Source organism: Nostoc spongiaeforme FACHB-130 (assembly GCF_014698475.1).
Lineage (GTDB): Bacteria > Cyanobacteriota > Cyanobacteriia > Cyanobacteriales > Nostocaceae > Nostoc_B > Nostoc_B spongiaeforme.
Window position 1 is genome coordinate 293,089 of the sequence record NZ_JACJTB010000003.1, and the last position, 19,539, is coordinate 312,627.

General features: G+C 40.0%; 20 protein-coding genes. 8 read left to right on the forward strand and 12 right to left on the reverse strand.

The features are described from left to right. Nucleotides 1–3: 3 nt before the first annotated feature. Nucleotides 4–1,161, forward strand: coding sequence for a peptidoglycan-binding domain-containing protein (locus tag H6G74_RS05210; RefSeq protein ID WP_190966662.1), 1,158 nt, complete (start codon nt 4–6; stop codon nt 1,159–1,161). 163 nt (nt 1,162–1,324) lie between these two features. On the opposite strand, the gene H6G74_RS05215 is transcribed toward H6G74_RS05210, so the two are convergent. The 8 genes from H6G74_RS05215 to H6G74_RS05250 form a co-directional block, all read right to left on the reverse strand. Further along, entirely contained in the window at nt 1,325–1,780 is a 456-nt protein-coding gene (locus tag H6G74_RS05215) for a Fur family transcriptional regulator (RefSeq protein ID WP_062295370.1), read from the reverse strand. Nucleotides 1,781–2,195: 415 nt separating this feature from the next. Continuing rightward, a complete protein-coding gene (gene sigC / locus H6G74_RS05220) occupies nt 2,196–3,446 on the reverse strand; it encodes an RNA polymerase sigma factor SigC (protein WP_190590036.1) in 1,251 nt (416 codons plus the stop codon). 661 nt (nt 3,447–4,107) lie between these two features. After that, nucleotides 4,108–4,308, reverse strand: a complete 201-nt coding sequence (locus H6G74_RS05225; protein ID WP_313888454.1) for a ParE family toxin-like protein — start codon at nt 4,306–4,308, stop codon at nt 4,108–4,110. 34 nt (nt 4,309–4,342) lie between these two features. Beyond that, nucleotides 4,343–4,564: a hypothetical protein gene (locus H6G74_RS05230; protein WP_190966663.1), complete on the reverse strand. Its 222-nt coding sequence runs from the start codon at nt 4,562–4,564 to the stop codon at nt 4,343–4,345. A gap of 148 nt (nt 4,565–4,712) precedes the next feature. Further along, the gene (locus tag H6G74_RS05235) at nt 4,713–5,636 is read right to left on the reverse strand and encodes an NAD(P)H-dependent glycerol-3-phosphate dehydrogenase (RefSeq protein WP_190966706.1); all 924 of its coding nucleotides are present in this window, start codon (nt 5,634–5,636) and stop codon (nt 4,713–4,715) included. 46 nt (nt 5,637–5,682) lie between these two features. Next, nucleotides 5,683–6,588 (reverse strand): lipoyl synthase, encoded by a 906-nt coding sequence (lipA, locus tag H6G74_RS05240; RefSeq protein ID WP_190966664.1) that lies wholly within the window; start codon nt 6,586–6,588, stop codon nt 5,683–5,685. 563 nt (nt 6,589–7,151) lie between these two features. After that, complete coding sequence (locus H6G74_RS05245; protein WP_190966665.1) at nt 7,152–7,370, reverse strand: excinuclease ABC subunit C; 219 nt, start codon at nt 7,368–7,370, stop codon at nt 7,152–7,154. A 387-nt stretch (nt 7,371–7,757) separates the two neighbouring features. Next, nucleotides 7,758–9,575: an ABC transporter ATP-binding protein gene (locus tag H6G74_RS05250; RefSeq protein ID WP_190966666.1), complete on the reverse strand. Its 1,818-nt coding sequence runs from the start codon at nt 9,573–9,575 to the stop codon at nt 7,758–7,760. 112 nt (nt 9,576–9,687) lie between these two features. On the opposite strand from H6G74_RS05250, the gene H6G74_RS05255 reads away from it, so the two are divergent. The 3 genes from H6G74_RS05255 to infC all read left to right on the forward strand — a co-directional run bounded on the left by H6G74_RS05255 (nt 9,688) and on the right by infC (nt 12,850). Then, complete coding sequence (locus H6G74_RS05255) at nt 9,688–11,610, forward strand: serine/threonine-protein kinase (protein ID WP_190966667.1); 1,923 nt, start codon at nt 9,688–9,690, stop codon at nt 11,608–11,610. 197 nt (nt 11,611–11,807) lie between these two features. Continuing rightward, nucleotides 11,808–12,233 (forward strand): hypothetical protein, encoded by a 426-nt coding sequence (locus H6G74_RS05260; protein ID WP_190966668.1) that lies wholly within the window; start codon nt 11,808–11,810, stop codon nt 12,231–12,233. Between the two features lie 149 nt (nt 12,234–12,382). Beyond that, nucleotides 12,383–12,850, forward strand: a complete 468-nt coding sequence (infC, locus tag H6G74_RS05265) for a translation initiation factor IF-3 (RefSeq protein WP_313888457.1) — start codon at nt 12,383–12,385, stop codon at nt 12,848–12,850. Between the two features lie 315 nt (nt 12,851–13,165). On the opposite strand, the gene H6G74_RS05270 is transcribed toward infC, so the two are convergent. From H6G74_RS05270 to H6G74_RS05280, 3 genes are all read right to left on the reverse strand, one after another. After that, nucleotides 13,166–13,429 (reverse strand): hypothetical protein, encoded by a 264-nt coding sequence (locus H6G74_RS05270; protein WP_190966669.1) that lies wholly within the window; start codon nt 13,427–13,429, stop codon nt 13,166–13,168. A gap of 149 nt (nt 13,430–13,578) precedes the next feature. Beyond that, nucleotides 13,579–13,884 (reverse strand): P-II family nitrogen regulator, encoded by a 306-nt coding sequence (locus H6G74_RS05275; protein WP_190966670.1) that lies wholly within the window; start codon nt 13,882–13,884, stop codon nt 13,579–13,581. Nucleotides 13,885–14,125: 241 nt separating this feature from the next. Continuing rightward, complete coding sequence (locus H6G74_RS05280; RefSeq protein ID WP_190966671.1) at nt 14,126–14,428, reverse strand: RNA recognition motif domain-containing protein; 303 nt, start codon at nt 14,426–14,428, stop codon at nt 14,126–14,128. Between the two features lie 331 nt (nt 14,429–14,759). Between H6G74_RS05280 and H6G74_RS05285 the strand changes: the two genes are divergently transcribed. The 4 genes from H6G74_RS05285 (at nt 14,760) to H6G74_RS05300 (ending at nt 18,616) form a co-directional block, all read left to right on the forward strand. Then, on the forward strand, nt 14,760–15,599 hold the full coding sequence (locus H6G74_RS05285; protein WP_190966672.1) for an alpha/beta fold hydrolase: 840 nt from the start codon (nt 14,760–14,762) through the stop codon (nt 15,597–15,599). 99 nt (nt 15,600–15,698) lie between these two features. Next, nucleotides 15,699–17,408, forward strand: coding sequence for a serine/threonine protein kinase (locus H6G74_RS05290; RefSeq protein WP_190966673.1), 1,710 nt, complete (start codon nt 15,699–15,701; stop codon nt 17,406–17,408). Nucleotides 17,409–17,433: 25 nt separating this feature from the next. Then, a complete protein-coding gene (locus tag H6G74_RS05295) occupies nt 17,434–17,625 on the forward strand; it encodes a hypothetical protein (RefSeq protein ID WP_190966674.1) in 192 nt (63 codons plus the stop codon). After that, nucleotides 17,582–18,616, forward strand: coding sequence for an isochorismatase (locus H6G74_RS05300; RefSeq protein WP_190966675.1), 1,035 nt, complete (start codon nt 17,582–17,584; stop codon nt 18,614–18,616). Before H6G74_RS05295 ends, H6G74_RS05300 begins: the two co-directional genes overlap by 44 nt. A 10-nt stretch (nt 18,617–18,626) precedes the next feature. On the opposite strand, the gene H6G74_RS05305 is transcribed toward H6G74_RS05300, so the two are convergent. Then, nucleotides 18,627–19,517, reverse strand: a complete 891-nt coding sequence (locus H6G74_RS05305; RefSeq protein WP_190966676.1) for a LysM peptidoglycan-binding domain-containing M23 family metallopeptidase — start codon at nt 19,515–19,517, stop codon at nt 18,627–18,629. Nucleotides 19,518–19,539 lie beyond the last annotated feature (22 nt).

The window sequence follows — 19,539 nt, forward strand, 5'->3', positions numbered from 1 at the left end:
ACTATGGACAACCTTGCATATTTGCACCTAGCTTTCGCCTATGAAGACTGTGAATCCAGTGACTTGGTGTTGCTGAGTGATTTATTAAACAAAGCCTCAGCCCCAGACTGGAGTAAACTTTCTGGTAAGGCTTGGAAGTATATGTTACCTCTGGCGCTTACCTTGTCTATTCTCAGTAGTGTTAATAGTGTCTTGGCTCTAGAGCGAGGAGATCAAGGCCCGTCTGTGAGAAGTCTGCAACAAAAACTCCAACAAGCAGGCTTTTATCAAGCACCCATCACGCAAGTTTACGATTTTCCCACAGAAGAAGCTGTCCGACGCTTCCAAAAAGCTGCGGGTTTGCCTGTTGACGGTGTGATGGGTGCAAGTGCCATCCAAAAACTAGACAACTGGCGTAAGTCATCTGCAACTAACCAAGCAAAAAAACCAACGGTTGTGCGGACAACTCAAACCACAAGAGTTGCGCCTGCTAGTACATCTAGTACATCAGTCAACAAAACCACAACCCAAGCTACCAAACGCAGTAATTCTCAATACCTGATGAGAGGTGATGAAGGGGAACAAGTGAGAGTTCTGCAAGAAAAATTGCGGGTAGCAGGTTACTACTACGGAAATGCGACAGGGATATTTGGCCCCATTACCGAAGAATCGGTGAAGCGGTTCCAAGAAGCCTATAAACTAAACGTTGATGGGATTGTTGGCCCAGCAACCATCAGCAAACTGCCAGGAAGCGGTGTAGGGTATGGTGAAGATGCTCCCCCAAGACGTGCAGCTGATAAAGATAATCTTCGCATGGGCGATCGCGGTGAAGCCGTGAGAATGCTGCAAGAACAATTAATTAAAGCCGGATACTTACAGGGAGAACCAAACGGCTACTTTGGTTCTTATACTTCCGATGCTGTACGCCGCTTCCAAGCTGATAATTACTTAGCCGCCAGTGGAGTTGCTGGCCCTACCACCAGAGCTAGGTTATACAGTAAGGTGAGCAATGCGCCCAAGAGCGACTTTAGTGTTTTAGAAATTCAACGACGGCTGCGAGACAAGGGCTTTTATAAAGGAAAGCTCAATGGTGTTATGGCAGAAGACACAAGAAAAGCCATTAAGCAAGCCCAAGAATTTTACGGTGTCAGTCTTAGTGATATTAGAAGCGGACGCTTTTAACATCCGCTATGGCTTGTCGATGTGAATCCCCAATAGGTTGCTTCCCTCCGATAACTCTGCCAATTTTAGATTTTTTTGGTCTATCACCAATTGAGTCTTAGATTAGCTGATTGATAAATCCAAAATCCAAAATCCAAAATTCTTTGGTTATCCTGCCCCAATGCTATAGCGGCATTAATGCCCTTTGGCACTTGGGGCATACTGCATGAATGGTCATTTGACAGTCGAGTAAATGAAACCCTTCTTTTTGAGCAGTTTTCGCACCAATTTTTAAAATCGAATCGTTTTTAAACTCAATTGTACTGTTGCACCGGACACAAATTAAATGGTGGTGATGGTGCGGGTAAGGTTGGTTAATTTCGTAATGTTTATGACCTTCGCCTAATTCTAATTCCCGCAAAATGCCCATCCGTGCCATCAACTTCAACGTCCGGTAGATAGTTGAAAGGCTAATACCTTCGCCATCGGTTTCTAATCGATGGTAAAGATCCTCGGCACTGAGGTGTTCACCTTGTGGTAACTCTTGAAAAATGTGTAAAATTGTTTCTCGTTGGGGAGTTAAACGCCAGCCTCTTTCATTTAACTCTGCTTTGAGTGAAGTAGTTGTGTAGACAGTCATACTAATTTTTCTCAACAAAGCCTATTAGTTGAGAATATAACAAATGTTCGGAGCAATTTGCAACAAACAATGCTTATTGACAATCTTTGTTAAGTTCCCATAAATAATCCGTAAAGTTCTCAAATCCCCACTTGAGTGGCGATCCCATACTCTCGGACAATTCAGCAGCAGTGTCTGGCAGTATAGCCAAGACTAGCTGCAAAAGTTTTTCATAAGATAGAGAATTTTTAGCACTAAAATCCAAATTAACTGTGCTAAAACGGAAGAATCCAAAGTCAAAAATCTATAGAAGTGTAAAGAATGAAGGATAAAACTTCATCTTCATACGTCACACTGCCCTTCTCCCCAAGGGAGACGCTACGCGAACAGGAAGCCGCGCAAAGCGCGTCTACACACTTTACACTTCATACATCAATTAGCTCAGAGACTCTAGATAGTCGCGGATGAGATTACGACGCTTGGGTTGACGGAGCTTTTGCAAAGCCTTCGATTCAATTTGGCGTACTCGTTCCCGTGATAAATCCAGGGCGCGGCCAATTTCGGCTAAAGAATAAGGATGACCATCAGCTAAACCAAACCGCATCAGAATGACATCTCGCTCGCGGCTAGTTAAATCAGCTAACAGATTTTGCAAGTCTCTTTGTAAAGATTCTCGCATTAACATTTCTTCAGGAGTCACGCTATCGGTTTCTAGCAATTCTCCTAACTCTGTATCTTTATCTTTACCGACTTTGGTTTCTAGAGAAACAGAACGCGGCACTCTCAACAACACTTCTCTAACTTGAGATGGTGTCATTTCTAATTCAATTGCCAAGTCTTCTAAAGTCGGAGTCCGACCTTTTTCTTGAGCAATTTTGCGTTGCGCTTTTTTAATTTTGTTTAATTTTTCTGTAATATGAACTGGGAGGCGAATTGTGCGACTAGAAGTTGCGATCGCTCTTGTAATCCCTTGACGAATCCACCAGTAAGCATAAGTACTAAAGCGATAACCTTTAGTGGGGTCAAATTTTTCTACGGCTCTTTCTAAACCAAGAGTTCCTTCTTGGACTAAATCTAATAATTCCAAGCCACGATTTTGGTATTTCTTGGCAACAGAAACCACAAGACGTAAATTCGCCTTGATCATGTGTTCTTTAGATTGCAGTCCTTGAGATTGAATTTGCTCCAATTCTTCGACTGTGATTTTGGCAATTTCTGCCCAACGGCGTTTACCTTCTGACAAAATCGGCTTGAGATCCGACACTTGCACACCAGCAGTATTAGCCCATCTTTCTAATGATGGACGGTGGCCAAGTTCCGATGCTAAACGCTCTTGAACTTCGATTAATCGCAAGTAAGGCTCAACTACAGCATCACCTTGCTTGGCTGCATTGGCAAGTACTGTCCGCATCCGTAGGTAACGTTGAACTTTTTGAGCTTCTGAAACTTCTTCATCACGCCCCAACAACCGGACTCGTCCAATTTCCTGAAGATATAGACGTACCAGGTCTGTACTGCGGCGATTAGTATTTGCGCCAAAACTAGCAGGGTCAACAGAAACTATCTCCAAATCGTGAAGCTCTTCGACCGATAAATCACCGTCGTCAACCGTGATATCTGGGTCTAAAACCTGGCGGGACTTTTGGGAATTGTAGGCGGCATCCGGGTAAAAAGATGTTGCTGGCATATCGTCTCAATGGCTCCAGGTAACAATAGATTACGGTGAGTCAGCGCGGCGGGAGGACACAACCTCCGTAGGCGACTGCGTTCCCCGAAGGGTCAGCTAATCAAAATCAACTGTTGCTATTGTTCCCGTGATTTGCGATGAAATAACACGGTAGAGGATTCCAATACAATTTTTTTTCAAAAACTGCACTAGTGTTTCCAACATTAATGCCGAAATCCTTCGGCCGTTGAACATTTGATTGAACCAATAGCTATTCAAATCTACAGATAAGCTTTAAATTCTGAGCTACCTGATCAGCATTTCGACGTAATATGTATTAAGTGTTACTTTTTTAACTGGTATAAACATCTGTCAGTAAATTTATGTTTAACATTGGGTTAGTCATATCTACATGGTTATCAAAGTAATTTCCTGACGATTTAGTATTTTCTGTCTAGGGATTTTTCGGGAATATGTGAAGTAAAACAAAGGCAGAGTTTAGACAGGCAAAGTAGGCAACCGAGGAAAAAGTAATGATGAATAGCCTTTCATCCCAGTCAGGTTGCTACACCAATTTTGGGCGATCGCACCCTGGACATTATTCTTATATTTAATGTAGCCGCCTCAACTCGCTACCAAACTCGGTTGAGTATTATCTGTAATTGATAGCTGAAATTATCGCCTAATTCAGCAGAGCTTCATACTCGTCATGATTACCAATCCAGAACCAATAATAATCGTCGCCCTTTTTCAAAGCTAATGCGCGATAACCACCACTAATACGCGCAGACCATAGATTCTTGTCTACTTTTTTGAAGTGTAAAGAAGGATGCACAGGATTTTCTTGCCAAAGTTGATATGCTTTTCTTGCTTGTTCCTTCACTTCTGGAGCTAATTTTGCTTATGCTTGCCAAAAGTCAGGGGTTGTGAAGGACTTCATCAAGATCCATCACTCTGTTAGCTGTAATATCGGCCTCTGCTTTAGCAATCAGCTTATTCAACTTTCCTGACACTACATCTGTTTCAATTTGCTGATCCCACATCTCATCCAAATACTCTTGTAGCCACACAGAGAGTTGGCGGATATCACTTTCAGGTAATTGTTTGATGGCTGCTTCAATGTCTCTTAAGGTAGCCATAAGAAAAACTCATGCTTCAGGTTGAATTTATGGTATCACAATCAATTTTGCGAATAATCTCTCAAATACTCAGTAGTACAGGGAGAAAAAGCATAACAGAAAGTTCCATGTAATCTCCTTTACCTCTAACTTTTTACTTTTGACTCACTCAGTGATATTCCGGCTTGATATCTCGTAACATCAATTCATCAAGTGCTTGTTGAGGAGTAACTTCACCTTGGAGTAAGCGATAAACTTGCTCTGTAATTGGCATATAAATATTTTGCTGCTTGGCTAACTGCATCAGAACTTGGCAAGTATTAACTCCTTCGGCCGTTCCTGGCAAATTAGCGAGGACATTTGTCAGGGTTTGACCACCAGCCATTTGATAGCCGACTTGGTAGTTACGGCTCAAAGGACTATTGCAGGTAGCTAACAAATCTCCCAGACCAGACAAACCATAAAAAGTTTCCGTTTTCGCACCTAAAAAATTGCCGATGCGAACCATTTCTGTGAGTCCACGAGTGACTAAAGCGGCTTTGGCGTTGGTTCCCAATTTTAAGCCATCGCAGACACCAGATGCGATCGCCATCACATTCTTGAGGGTTCCCCCTAATTCCACACCCAGAGGGTCGGGATTTGTATAAACTCGGAAACGTGGCGCAGAAAATATTAACTGCACTTTTTCCGCCGCAGTGGTGATGTTGCTGGCCACTACGGTTGCAGCTGGTAATGATTGTTGAATTTCTGCTGATAAGTTCGGGCCAGATAATACCACTACTGGATGATCAGGAAATGCAGCTTGCCAAATTTGTGACGGCGTAGCAGTGGTTTGTGGTTCTAAGCCTTTGGTTGCTGTGACAAAAATTGTTTCTGGTGAAAGGGGACAAGATTTTACTTGCAAAGCAACATCTCTTACCCCTTTCATGGAAATAGCAGATAGCACTATTTGAGCATTTTGGAGAACAGCTTCTAGTGTTTCTGTGCCATGACGTGACCATAGTCTAACTTTGTGACCATTGGCCTCTGCTAGATTTGCTAAAGCTGTACCCCAAGCACCTGCACCTAAAATTGCAATGGTAGTTTCTTGCACCACTTTTATTAGTTATCAGTTATCAGTTATCAAGTCTACTCCCTGTTTACTGATGACTGATAACTGATTTATCAGCACTCAGCACTCGTCTGGGATAACGTTCCATTAATTCCCGGACTTGTTCTGCATGATATGAGCTTCTGGTTAGGGGAGAAGAAACGACTTGCAAAAATCCGAGTTCTTCACCAAAGGCTTGCCATGCAGCAAATTGTTCTGGAGTAACGAAGGCATCGACTTGCAAATGTTTTTGACTGGGTTGGAGATATTGCCCAATTGTCAAAATATCACAATCGACTGCCCGTAGGTCTTGCATCACTTGGCGAATTTCGCTATCGGTTTCGCCCAAGCCCACCATGATGCCAGATTTAGTGTAGAGCCAAGGTGCTATTTGCCGCGATCGCTGCAATAATTCCAATGTGCGATCGTATTTTCCTTGGGGACGCACCCGACGATACAGGCGGGGAACCGTTTCTGTATTATGGTTAACTACTTCTGGGTTAGCTTGTAGAATTATTGCCAAAGCATCCCAGTTACCACATAAATCAGGAATTAATACCTCAATTGTGGTGTGAGGTGACACATTCCGCACCGCCGTAATGCACTCCACAAACTGCGAAGCACCACCATCAGGTAAATCATCTCGGTTAACAGAAGTAATCACAACATGATTTAGCCTCATACGGCGGACAGCTTCGGCTAATCTGGCTGGTTCTGTAGGGTCTAAAGGTTTTGGTTTTTTCTCAAAATCAATGTCACAGTAAGGACAAGCACGGGTACAAGCTGGCCCCATAATCAAAAAAGTGGCAGTACCAGCATTGAAGCACTCACCAATATTGGGACAGGATGCTTCCTCGCAAACTGTATTGAGTGCTAAATCCCGCAAAATTTCTTTAACGTTACCAACGCGCTCCCATTGAGGCGCTTTAACTCGCAACCAGTCTGGCTTTGTCATAAGTGTGCTAACTCAACAGTTTCAGCCTAATATGTCCCTAAAATGCTCATTTAATGCTCAAAATAGCAATATTTTGCATTTCAGGTTTATTTTTGAGCATTATTTTGCACCCAAATAAAATGTTCAATCAAACGCTCAAAACATCTCAACAGTGGACACCAAGCCTAATAGAAGCTAGAGCAAGTCAAGTCGTGAGAGTCTAACTATTTTAATCCCATCTCACAGTGAAAAAAAGACTTATTAATCAAAAAAGCGAGTATTTTTACTTTCTTGCAATTTTTGAAAATATTGCTCAATTATCTTTTCAACTGGCACTAGAAACAAAGCTTAACAAAATCCCCAGCACTTTATCAACTGGAGGAATGTTGTACTCTGTGAGCCAGATTGTGACGGTTTGAGATTCTAGTTTGAGAAACTTATTTCTCCATTTTCTTCCAGTTTTAAGGCTTTTTGTAGTTTCTCTATTTGCTGAGAAGTTAAATGATTTTTTGCTGGCATTATTCCATTTTTTTACTGAATTCAGCTTTTTATTATACCCAATTTAAATGCTTAACAGCTTAGCCCTATGGCAAAAGTCTGTATACAAATCGTGCTGTCTTATACTGATCAAGTCTATGATGGTTATCTCCTAACCAACGGTTATGTAAGTTTTTTGCCTTTCCTACATACCAAATCACATTACTTTCATCTACAACATAATATATTCCTGGTTGTTCGGGTAGTAATTCTCTACTTCTTAGGGCTATATTTGGTAATTTGAGAATGTATTCGTCTGCATTCATGGTTCTGTAGCTACTTACTGATGTCTCTACAGTTAAGATTCCCCAATAGATTTACTAACAAACATAAATTTCTCTAAATGTTTTCTAAAACATGACACATTTTGTAAATTTAATATTTATTTCACAAATAAACTTACATTTTACTGTTATATTACTGCTAATATTTAACTATTTTTATGTAGGTCTAAATAGTTAAAATGAAGAGCGATCGCTTGAATATCTATCTAGGCGATCGCTTGAAATTCTAGAGGAAATTATGTTGACTATTTATCATCAAATCATTTCATGCAACCAGTGAATGTAAAAAATAATAACTAACCATTAACCTGATTTAATCTTTTGATAATCAAGTTTATACCGTTGTGGATTGAGAAAGGGTTTATAAATCTACTGATATCCGGCTGCTTGCAACAAAAATAACTTGGCATAGATTCCCCCAGATTTCAGTAACTCTTGATGGGTACCTTGTTCTTTGACTTCGCCATGTTCAATCACCACAATTTTGTCAGCCATTCTGACAGTAGAAAAGCGGTGAGAAATCAAAAACACCATTTGATTTTCCGTCAATGTGCGAAAATGATTAAAAATTTCAAATTCAGCTTGAGCATCAATAGCCGATGTAGGTTCATCTAAAACTAAAATATCTGCTTGGGTACGCATAAAAGCACGAGCAAGGGCAATTTTTTGCCACTGTCCGCCAGATAATTCTTGTCCACCTTTAAACCAGCGACCAAGTTGAGTTTGAAAACTTTGCGGTAATTTTTCAATAAAAGAATGGGCTAATCCTTTTTGGGCTGCAATTTGCCAACGATGTTTATCTTCGAGATTTTTAACGTCACCAACACCAATATTTTCACCCACTGTAAATTGATAACGCACAAAGTTTTGAAAAATCACACCAATGCGCCGCCGTAAAATATCAACATCCCATTCTTGTAAATCCAAACCATCTAATAAAATTCGCCCGGAATCTGGGGTGTAAAGTCGAGTCAGCAGTTTAATTAAAGTAGTTTTACCGGAACCATTTTCACCAACAATTGCGAGTTTTTCTCCTGGTTTTAAATGTAGAGAGATATTTTTTAAAGCTGGTTTATTACTACCAGGATAAGTAAAAGATACATTCTCAAAGCGAACCCCATCTTGAGGCGATAAACCTTTGGTAGCATAACCCCAAGGCTGAGTAACTTTTTCTTCTAAGAAGTCGTAGAGGTTAGATAAATATAAATTATCCTCGTACATCCCACCAATGGAAGTCAGGGCGTTAGAAAAAGTAGACTGTCCTTGACGAAACACGGTGAGATACATAGTCATATCTCCCAAGGAAATTTTTCCCGCTACTGCTTCTAAAACTATCCATGCGTAGGCAATATAAAAAGCAATGGTACTGACTAAACTCAGTAGATATCCCCACAGCCCCCGGCGCAGAGTTAAGTCTTTGTCTTCGCCGAAAAGTTGATGAAAAACTTCCCGGTAACGTGCTAACAGCATTTCTCCTAGCTGGTAGAGTTTGATTTCGGTTGCAAAGTCTTCTCGTGCTAAGAGATTTTCGATGTAGTGTTGTTGACGAGTTTCTGGCGCACGCCAACTAAATAAGCGAAAGGCTTCACCTGCAAATCTAGTTTCGGCAATGAACGCAGGCATGGCTGCTACGATTAAAACTATGACAGCCCAAATGGAAAATTTGACTAACAATACACCGTAGGTAACGAGAGAAAGGGCGTTTTGGACTAAGCCAAATGTGCGGTTGACGAGAGAAAGGGGACGAACTGAGGCTTCGCGCCTAGCATTGGTCAGTTTGTCGTAAAATTCTGAGTCTTCAAACTGATGCAGTTCTAAAGTCAGGGCTTTTTCTAAGATGAGAACATTTACCCGTTGAGCAAGTAAAACCCGCAGTAAAGATTGACAAACAAGCAAACCGCGCTGACTACCAGCTAATAAAATAACTGCGATCGCTTCTAAGCCAACATACCATAAAGGGTGATAACCACCGACGACATTACCTTGCGCCGCCAATAACACAGCATCTACAATCAGTTTACCAATGTAGGCGATCGCAGCTGGTAAAAGTCCAGCTACTAAAGTTAACGTCGCCAAACTCAGCGTTAAACCACGACTGGTAGTCCACACTAAATTTATCGCCCGTCCACTGTAGCGAAAGACAGACAGAGATTGTCGCAGAGTGTTTCTTAGTTTTTTAGTCCCCATTATTTTTATTTATAGCGTAGAAACACTGAGTTGGGGTGATAAGTAAATTAAAGAGAATAACTCTTAACTCAACACAACGTATACTACTGATACATTCTGCCTGTAGCTTGATATGAGCCTGTGCATCAACCCTTTTTGCTCTAATCCAGAAAACCCGGATAATGATCATCACCGCTTTTGTCAAAGTTGTGGTTCCCAAATACTTCTCGAAGACCGCTATCGGGTCATGCGCCTGTTAAGCGATAAAACTAGCTTTGGCAAAATCTATGAAGTCTATAGCAGGAGTACGCCAAAAATTCTCAAAGTTTTGAAAGAACATCTCAACGACCACTCGAAAGCAGTGGAACTTTTTCAAAAAGAGGCAAATGTTTTAAGCCAATTAAACCATCCCGGAATTCCTAAGATTGACTGTTATTTTCAATATCAAACTAGCAATGGATTCAAACTCCATTGTTTAGTAATGGAGAAAATTGATGGGGTGAATTTAGAAGAATGGTTACAACAACAAAGTTATCAGCCGATTACAGAAAAACAGGCGATCGCTTGGTTAAAGCAATTAGCAGAAATATTAAATATAGTCCATAGTCAAGGTTGGTTTCATCGTGATATCAAACCAGCCAACATTATGCTGCGAAATAATGGTCAATTAGTGTTAATTGATTTCGGCACTGCGAGAGATTCTACCCATACTTATTTAGCCAAATTAGGCGAAGGTAATCGCATTACAGCAGTATTTTCAGCCGGATATACTGCAACCGAACAAGCCAGTGGTCAAGCTGTACCCCAATCAGATTTCTTCGCCATTGGACGGACTTTTGTTTATTTACTCACAGCACAATATCCACTGAGATTTTACAATGCCCGTGAAGATGTTTTAAACTGGCGTTCATCTGCCAATGTGTCACCAAAATTTGCCGATTTATTAGATAACTTAATGGCAAGAAAAGCCGCAGATAGACCACAAACTGCGGAAATTATTTTACAGCAGCTAATCCAACTAGAACAGGCAAGCATACCCAAAACCACCCAGACTTCTAGATTTCCTAGAATCATCACTTTTGCGACTCTCTTATTTTTTGGTGGAGTATTGAGTTATGGTTTATCTCAATTACCAAAACTGTCATTTCTACATCATAATCGAATAGAACATCTGCAACTAGACAAAACTATTAACGCTCACACCAACTACGTTAAAACCTTAGCAATTACTCAAGATGGTAAAACTTTAGTGAGTGGAAGTAGTGACAGATCCATTAAATTTTGGAACTTAGCAGATAACAGTTTAATTCGGGAAATATCTGCTCACAACAGTGGTGTAATTGCTGTAGCTATTAGTCCAGATAATCAAAGTTTAGCTAGTAGCAGTAATGACCAAACCATTAGAATTTGGAACTTGGCAAATGGGCAATTAATTCACATGCTTAAAGGACATGAAGGCGCAGTTTGGTCAATAGCCATTACACCCGATGGACAAACATTAGCTAGTGGTAGTGGTGATAAAACTATCAAACTGTGGAACTTAAAAACTGGTCAGTTAATTAAGACTCTTCGCAACCATACTAGTTCTGTAATGTCATTAGCAATTAGTCCTGATGGCAAAACATTAGTTAGTGGTAGTAATGATAAAACCATTAAACTTTGGAATTTAGCCACTGGTGAACTAATTCAGACAATTTCTGCTCATGATGATGCTGTGATTTCTCTCGCTATTAGTAGAGATGGACAGACTTTAGTCAGTAGTAGTAATGATAAAACAATTAAAATTTGGAATTTAACAACAGGGGAATTAATTCAGACACTTACAGGTCATAATGCCGCAGTTTTTGCTGTTGCCATTAGCCCAGATAGTAAAACTTTAGCCAGTGGTAGCGGTGATACAACAATTAAATTATGGAATTTGAATGATGGTAAATTAATTAAAACACTGACAGGGCATACTACGACTGTTTATTCTGTAGTTTTTAGTCCCGATGCCCAAACTTTAGTTAGTGGTAGTAGTGACAAAAGTATCAAAATTTGGCGAATGCAACGATGAAATTTTTATTAGAAAAACTCAACAGGAAATAATTAAATCAAGTTGAATAAATATATTCTGTAAAGTTTTTAAATCTCATGTTAATCTGGAAGATGAGATTTAAATTTGTGCCATAAAAATTGTGTTTAGTAAAAATAAGCTTATAGCGTAGCGCCCCAAGAATGTTTCGTTAATTATGTAAAATTATAGATTTATTTATGGAACCCAATAATTACAGAATTGAATACAAATTTCATTCAGTCATCATTGCAGAGGAAGCATTAAGCCGCAAAGCTTATTACTATAAGATTTATGGCGAACTGTGTCATAACACTGGATTTGCTAATTCTGTTGAGGAAGCAGAAAAAGAAGCTAAAGAGAAAATTGACGAAAAATTTAATCTTATCGATAAAAAAGCAGCATTACACAGATATTCTGTAATGCGTGATTTTGAAAGCTTTGTTGAGTTATTATTACAACAACAACCAGAAATTTCTCAAGAACTTGCTTATAACGTAGCTGCTCAATTAGCTTTAGCTTCAACTTTAAAATATTTTACTAAAGAAGTATTAAGCAGCGATGTCAAGGATTCAGGAACAGTAGATGCTGGTGGAGAACTCAACACAGATAACTTGCCAGAATAAACTAAGATTCTATAGCAAATCAACATTCAGTATTTTCTGTCAGATGGCTGAAGAAACAGAGATAGTACTTGTGCTACCTTAGTAATACTTGCAAAGCAAAGTCGTTGAATAATTGAGAGGAAAAAATTATCGTAGTCCAAAAGCAGCTAATTAACTCGCAAATCAAGTCACCTCAAGTCTTCTTGATTGACCATGAAAATAACAATCGTGGTTTGATATCCACTTCTGAGGCTCTCAGGTTAGCCGAAAGTGTTGAGCTTGACTTAGTAATAGTCTCCCAAAACGAAGATACTCCAGTAGCAAAGATTCTCAATTATGGCAAACTTCAGTATCAAAAGAAGAAACGCCAAGGTTCAAGTGCTAGATCGACTGTAAAAGAAGTTCGGTTCCGTCCTAATGTTGGTGTGGGTGATTATAATTTGCGTATTAGTCAAGCACTTCAGTGGTTAAGTAAAGGCGATTCAGTAAAATTTGCGATTCGTTTAAGAGGTCGAGAAAACCAATATCGTCAGCAAGCTGGGGATATGCTAGACCGCATTGTCAATGATTTGGGTCAAGCTGGTAAAGTCCAGTCGCTTGATAAACGCGCACTGATTGTTCAGATTATGCCTGTTTAAAATATCTTCAGTGTTTTACTAGGTAAAGCATATAAACCAGCTCAGTGAAAACCTTTGTCGGCTAATTATATGCTTCTTCATATCGATTTGGTGTGAGCCATTTCTGATGGTGTTGCGGTGCTGCATCGATAATTATTAGTCCGCCACACAAATCATAATAGTTAATAGATCCCCGACTTTTTCAAAAAATCGGGGATCTAAACACCCGCAGCCTATTAAAATCAATTGGGTGGATTGCTATTTAAATTAAAACTAGAAGAACGCTGAATTGTTTTGTGTTTAGCTTACTGATTCAGTACTCATGGTCATACTTGCCTAGATGCTGCTCACACAAAAATCAATATGAGCGCGAATTGCTCGCTCGTAAACTACAGTCTGCTGTGTGCGTATTCCTACCGCCTGATATACCAACTTAATTTCTGGGAAGTTACTCCAGTACATCAAAAAAATGTCTTTAGCAGGAGTAATTATTTCATAATTGTTCTCTTGCCTTTTTTTTCTGAGCTTACAATTATTTAGTTGTAATTTTTGTCTAAATAATTTTTCAAATTCGGGAATTAAGCTTTCAGTAGTTTCCATACTTGATACACCTGGCAATTGTTTATTGAGGAAAAGATTATTCTGTAATATTACTGTGCATGACTTCAGCTATCTAAATATTAAAGCTAGTCATATCAAGGTTACGAATTTCCTAGCACTTTCCGGGGTTGAATAAAAGAAAAATTTAATCAATAAAAGGCTTCTATATTGTGGCGAAAAGCAATCAAAGCGTGCTGACCTTGCTCATCTTTTAGCGTACACAGAATTGCATCTGATGTTTCTAATGAAACTATGGTCTTGATTTCAATATTAGTGTTGTAGCCTGCTAAGTCTGACAAGCGTCTTCCGTGACCGCCTTCACCTTGCACTTGATTAATTGTATAGCCACTGACGTTATGGCTTTTGAGAAGCTTAACAATCCGGTCTTTGAGGACAGTTTCACCAATAATGGTGACTAAAACAGCAGGCTCAACAGGAGGGGTTGAGTTTGACATAGAGAACTCCAGAAATTAGATTTTATACCAAATTGGAGAATGATTGCGACAAATGGATTGCCCAAAAGTTTACCAGTAAACACTTTCTCAATCCAAAATCTAAAATCCAAAATGGTATTAGCTGATTTTCCAGTCCAGATTTTATATTAAAAAGGCTCAAGCATTTCTGCCTAAGCCGGTACTAAATGCAATTCGGATGCTGGATTAATGGGTTAGCTGAAAGAGCTAATTTGATAAAGCTTTAGTAACGGTTCCGTCCACCGTAACCCCCACGATTACCACCGCCAAATGAACCTCGGTCTTCTTTTGGTTTAGCTTTATTCACTTTCAGGTCACGTCCCATCCATTCAGCACCATCAAGGGCTTCAATAGCTGCTATTTCTTCAGCATCTGTACCCATTTCCACAAAACCAAAACCGCGCATCCGACCGGTTTCACGGTCAGTAGGTAACTGGATACGCTTGACTGAGCCATATTCTGCAAAAACTGCACTCAGACTATCTTCTGTAACTTCATAAGAAAGATTGCCTACATAAACTGACATAGATTGTCTCCGAAATCATAGATGTGTAGAGATTTAGGTTTCGGAGAAAAGTCTGTAAATACCAAAAGGAAAATGCCTGTCAATAATAAAAACAAACGCGGTCGCCGAATTAACTCTCACTTCCTAGTATGACATAGCAAGCAATTATCGGGGGTGGGTTACTAAAAGCGTTATATAAAGTTATGTAAGCAATGGATGACTCCGTATAGGTGATGAAATTTGGTGCTGGAGACGGCTAGGTTTACCTAACTATTCAGGCTGATCTTTGGTAGGTAGAGCTTTTCGCAGTACTATATAATCGCAAAGCTATCTCTCCAAAGGTAGATTGACGATGATCTCTAGACGGCAAACCTTAGTTAAATCTGATATTCAACTTTCTTATTTAGAGTGGAATCAAGGTCAAGAACCTTTGTTGTTGTTACATGGTTTAGGCGACCATGCACTTGTGTGGTCTAGCTTGGGTGCATATTTAGCGACAGATTACCACATAGTTGCGCCAGATATGCGGGGTCATGGTGAAAGCAGCAAGCCAGAAAAAGATTATAGCTTTGAAAGTGCGATCGCTGACCTCGAAGCCCTCATGGATAAATTAGGATGGTCTTCCGCCCATGTTGTAAGTCATTCCTGGACTGGTAAATTAGCTGTAATCTGGGCTAGACAAAACCCCCAGCGAGTGCGGAGTATGGTCTTGGTTGACCCGATTTTCATCTGGAAAATGCCCGAATTCTTAAAAGCGACCTTTCCCCTCTTATACCGCTTTTTATCCTTTCTCAAAGGTATGGGGCCATTTGCTAGTTATGCAGAAGCCGAACAACTCGCCCGACAATTAAACCAATATCAAGGTTGGAATGAACTACAACAGCAGGTATTCCAAGCTGGAATCGAACAAAAACCTGATGGGAGTTGGGGTAGTAAGTTCACCATAGCCGCCCGTGATGGCATTTTTGAAGATGTGATGCGTGTACCGGGCTTTACCCGCCCCATCGATACACCCGCCTTGTTTGTCAAGTCAGATAAAGGTCTCAACCGCCAAGAATGGCAATTAAAACCCTACAAAAACAATCTGAAAAACCTACGCCTGTGTCAAGTTCCGGGAAATCATTGGCCTTTTCTGACTGAACCCGACTCATTTAACCGGACTGTGGCTGCTTTTTTAGCAGAGTGTAAATGAGTAATTTGTCATTGGTCATTTGTCATTAGTCATTTGTCAAAAATTTCTGGACTTTTGACAAATGACTTTTGACCTCTGACTTCTGACTTCTGACTTCCCATGAGCCTTTGTATAAATCCAGTTTGTCCCAAACCGAACAATCAAGATAACGATAAACACCGCTTCTGTCAAAGTTGTGGTTCTCCGTTAGAATTACCGGGGCGTTACCGTGTCATTCGCTTGTTGAGTGACAAAACTGGCTTTGGCAAAGTCTATGAAGCACACACAAACGATACGCCAAAAATCCTCAAAGTACTGAGAGAGGAACTGTCAAATGATGCAGCCGCTATTAAAATTTTTCAACAAGAAGCTGCTGTATTAGGACAGTTGCATCATCCCGGAATTCCCAAAGTTGATGGTTATTTTCAATATCAAACGCGCGATGGTTTGATATTACACTGCACAGCAAGGGAAAAAATCGATGCTTGGGATTTAGAACAGTGGATGAATCAACAACAATATCGTCCTATTTCTCAAACCCAAGCTATTGCATGGTTGCAACAATTAGCTGAAATTTTAAATTTGGTACATAGCAAACAATATCTGCATCAAGATATTCAACCATCTCATATTAAACTGCGTTCTAACGGACAATTAGTTTTAGTTGATTTCGGCACATCTAAAGAAGTCAGCAAACAATATCTGTCCCAATTTAATCATAGTGGTGAAATGACATCAATTATTTCATCAGGTTACGGTGCTTTAGAACAAATGCAAAGTCAAGCCGTACCACAATCAGATTTTTTTGCTTTGGGACGCACTTTTACATTTTTATTAACTGGGCGACATCCTTTAGATATGTATGATGGGCAGAAAAAATTGCTGCAATGGCGAAATTTTGCCTCTCATGTCTCACCAGGATTGTTAGATTTAGTTGACTGGTTAATGGCAACTAAAATTACAGATAGACCCAATAATGCTCAAGAAATCTTGCAGCAGTTGGGAGAAATTGAACAACAGTATGTTCAGTTAAATCTCACTAGTAATCTGCAAGAAAAACATTTTTCTCCTACAGTTGCCAAAACAGAAATAGGAGATAAACTGCCTTTAATTGCATTTTTAGCCGCATTAATAGTGTCATTAAGTTTAATTGGTGTGATGGCTTTGGGGATGCGATCGCCTAAAATTTCTACCCTCATTACCCAAACTCAAGCCCCTGAAACAAAAGGTAAAATCGAGTTTTTTGGCTATCAAGAAGGTAGAGATAGTCAAGGTAAAACCGCAGAATTCAGCATTGCTATTTTATCAACAGAATATAAATGGCTATTAAATAGTAATTTTCAAATTCAATACAATGACCAAGTTGTAAGTGTTGATTTTTTAAAGTTAAATCTTGAACAAGAAAGTATTCAGAAAATTATGGAATACCCTACAGAAATTATTTCTGTGGGTACAGCAACTTGTGAAGGTAATTTAGCCGTTGCCCAGCGTCTCGCTCTCGAACGTGCCAAGCAAATTCAATTATTAGCCCAAAAATTATTTAAAAATACATCCAGTGTCAAAGGTTATCGCTTATTAAATCTTGGGCAATTTCAGCGCGGTAAATGTCCATCTAATCAAGATATAACGGATTATCAAAGCAGTATCATCATTATTGGTGTACGCAAGAAATCTAAAGGCGTAATTGTTGATGAAGCCCTTAGATATCGGTTAATCAATCAGCCCTTTGCCGATTTTAAATTAGATGATTATTCCTTGGGGTCAGTTGATAAATTTACAACTATTCCCCAACCTATATTGATTAGAAGTAGAGCAGCCAATAAGTGGTAGTTTATATAGCAGTCCTATTTGAGAAATGAAGAAGAGACTTCAGGAAGACAAGGTAGACAGGGTAGACACGGGAGCAACTTATCTCTGTGGTTCGTTCTTAGTTGACTTTCTGACAAGATTCGGCTATCACAGCAGCAGAAATGCGATCGCCAGCAACTACCACCAGCTAAACTATGAATACAATTCCACATACACTACCTATTCCCCCGCACTTTAACCCTGATAAAGTTGGCGAAGTATGGCGCGTCCCTTACCAAGAATGTGCAAGCGCCGCCGAAACTTGGACAAAACAATATAATATTCCTCCATCAGCTTCCGACAAAACTCGCATTTGCCTACTATTAATTGATGTGCAGAATACCTTTTGTATTCCCGGATTTGAATTATTTGTCGGTGGTAAATCTGGTAATGCAGCCGTAGAAGATAATCAAAGATTATGTGAGTTTATCTATCGCAATTTAGGCACAATTACCACAATCATTCCTACCCTCGATACACATACAGCAATGCAAATTTTTCACCCGATTTTTTGGGTGAATTCTCAAGGGCAACACCCGATACCAGCCGCCACTAATATCACTCCCGCAGATATTGAACAAGGTGTTTGGCAAGTTAACCCCGCAGTTGCCCATAGCATTACTCATGGCAACTATAAATTATTAGAAAAACAAGCCTATCACTACGTTAAACAACTCAGTCAAGATGGTAAATATCCGCTAATTGTTTGGCCTTACCATTCTATTTTGGGTGGCATTGGTCATGCTTTAGTTTCGGCTGTGGAAGAAGCAATATTTTTCCATTGTATGGCGCGGCAAAGTCAGACTCAATTTGAACTTAAAGGTGAGAATGCTTTAACAGAAAATTATTCTATATTGCGTCCTGAAGTTTTGATAGGCTTTGATCAAGCTCCCCTTGCCCACAAAAATACTAAACTAATCAAGCAACTTTTAGAATTTGATGTTGTGATTATCGGTGGTCAAGCCAAAAGCCATTGTGTTGCTTGGACAATAGATGATTTATTAACAGAAATTAAACAGGTAGATGCTACCCTGGCGAAAAAAGTTTATCTCTTAGAAGATTCTTCTTCCCCGGTTGTCGTTCCTGGTGTTGTAGACTATACCGAACAAGCAGACGCAGCTTTTGCGAGATTTGCGGAGGCTGGAATGCACATTGTGAAAACAACCGAACTAATTGCCAATTTTATCTAACTCAGAATCTTCACTTCTTCAAATAACTTTTGGGATCTTGCGCCACCCATCCTTGGGACGAACTAGAACGCATTTCAAAATGAAGGTGTGGTTGTTGAGTTGTCGGTTCGCCAGTCGTTCCCACCGTACCTAATACATCACCTGTTTTAACTTGCTGATTGACCTTAACCTTGATACTAGCAAGATGAGCATAGCGGCTTTGCAATCCACCACTGTGGTTAATAATCACCAATTGACCATAACTACCTTGCTCTTGAGCAAATACTACAGTACCAGGTGCGATCGCCTCTACCGGAGTACCCACAGCAGCTAACAAATCTACACCACTGTGAAAAAATACTTCCTTGTTGCGAGGATTAATTTGCCAACCATAACCCAACCCCAGCGTTGTAGCCTGCTCTAAAGGATAGCCGCTAATAGCTGCACGAGTTGGTGTATTAGAATTTGTTGGTATCAGCGATGTAGTTTGCGGTGGATTTGGCAACCAATTTAACCCAGGAACAAAGACAATTTTTGGATTTGCTTGACAACCATTAATTTCAAACAGCGCATCAGGACGAACTTTATATTTTGTTGCTACCTCTCGCCAACTTTGTCCAGTCGGAACTTCCACCACAATTCCGTTATAAGGTGGTATTTGCAGTTCACTACCCACACTCACACGGCCATTATTCACATTTGGGTTCATGACAATCAGTGTTTCAGGCGCGAGATTGTAGCTTTGGGCGATGCTTTCTAAAGTTTCGCCACGCGCCACTTTATGACGTTGAAAGCGATTTAAAGCCGGAGTAGGACAGTTGGCGGTTTGTGCATTAGCTATTTCTAAGTTTGGCAGTGCTGATGCTAGTCCCAACGTACTAACTAAGCTACAAAGCAAAAGCAAACGAGCAGAAAATGTCATGAGTCTTAATTTCAGAGAAACC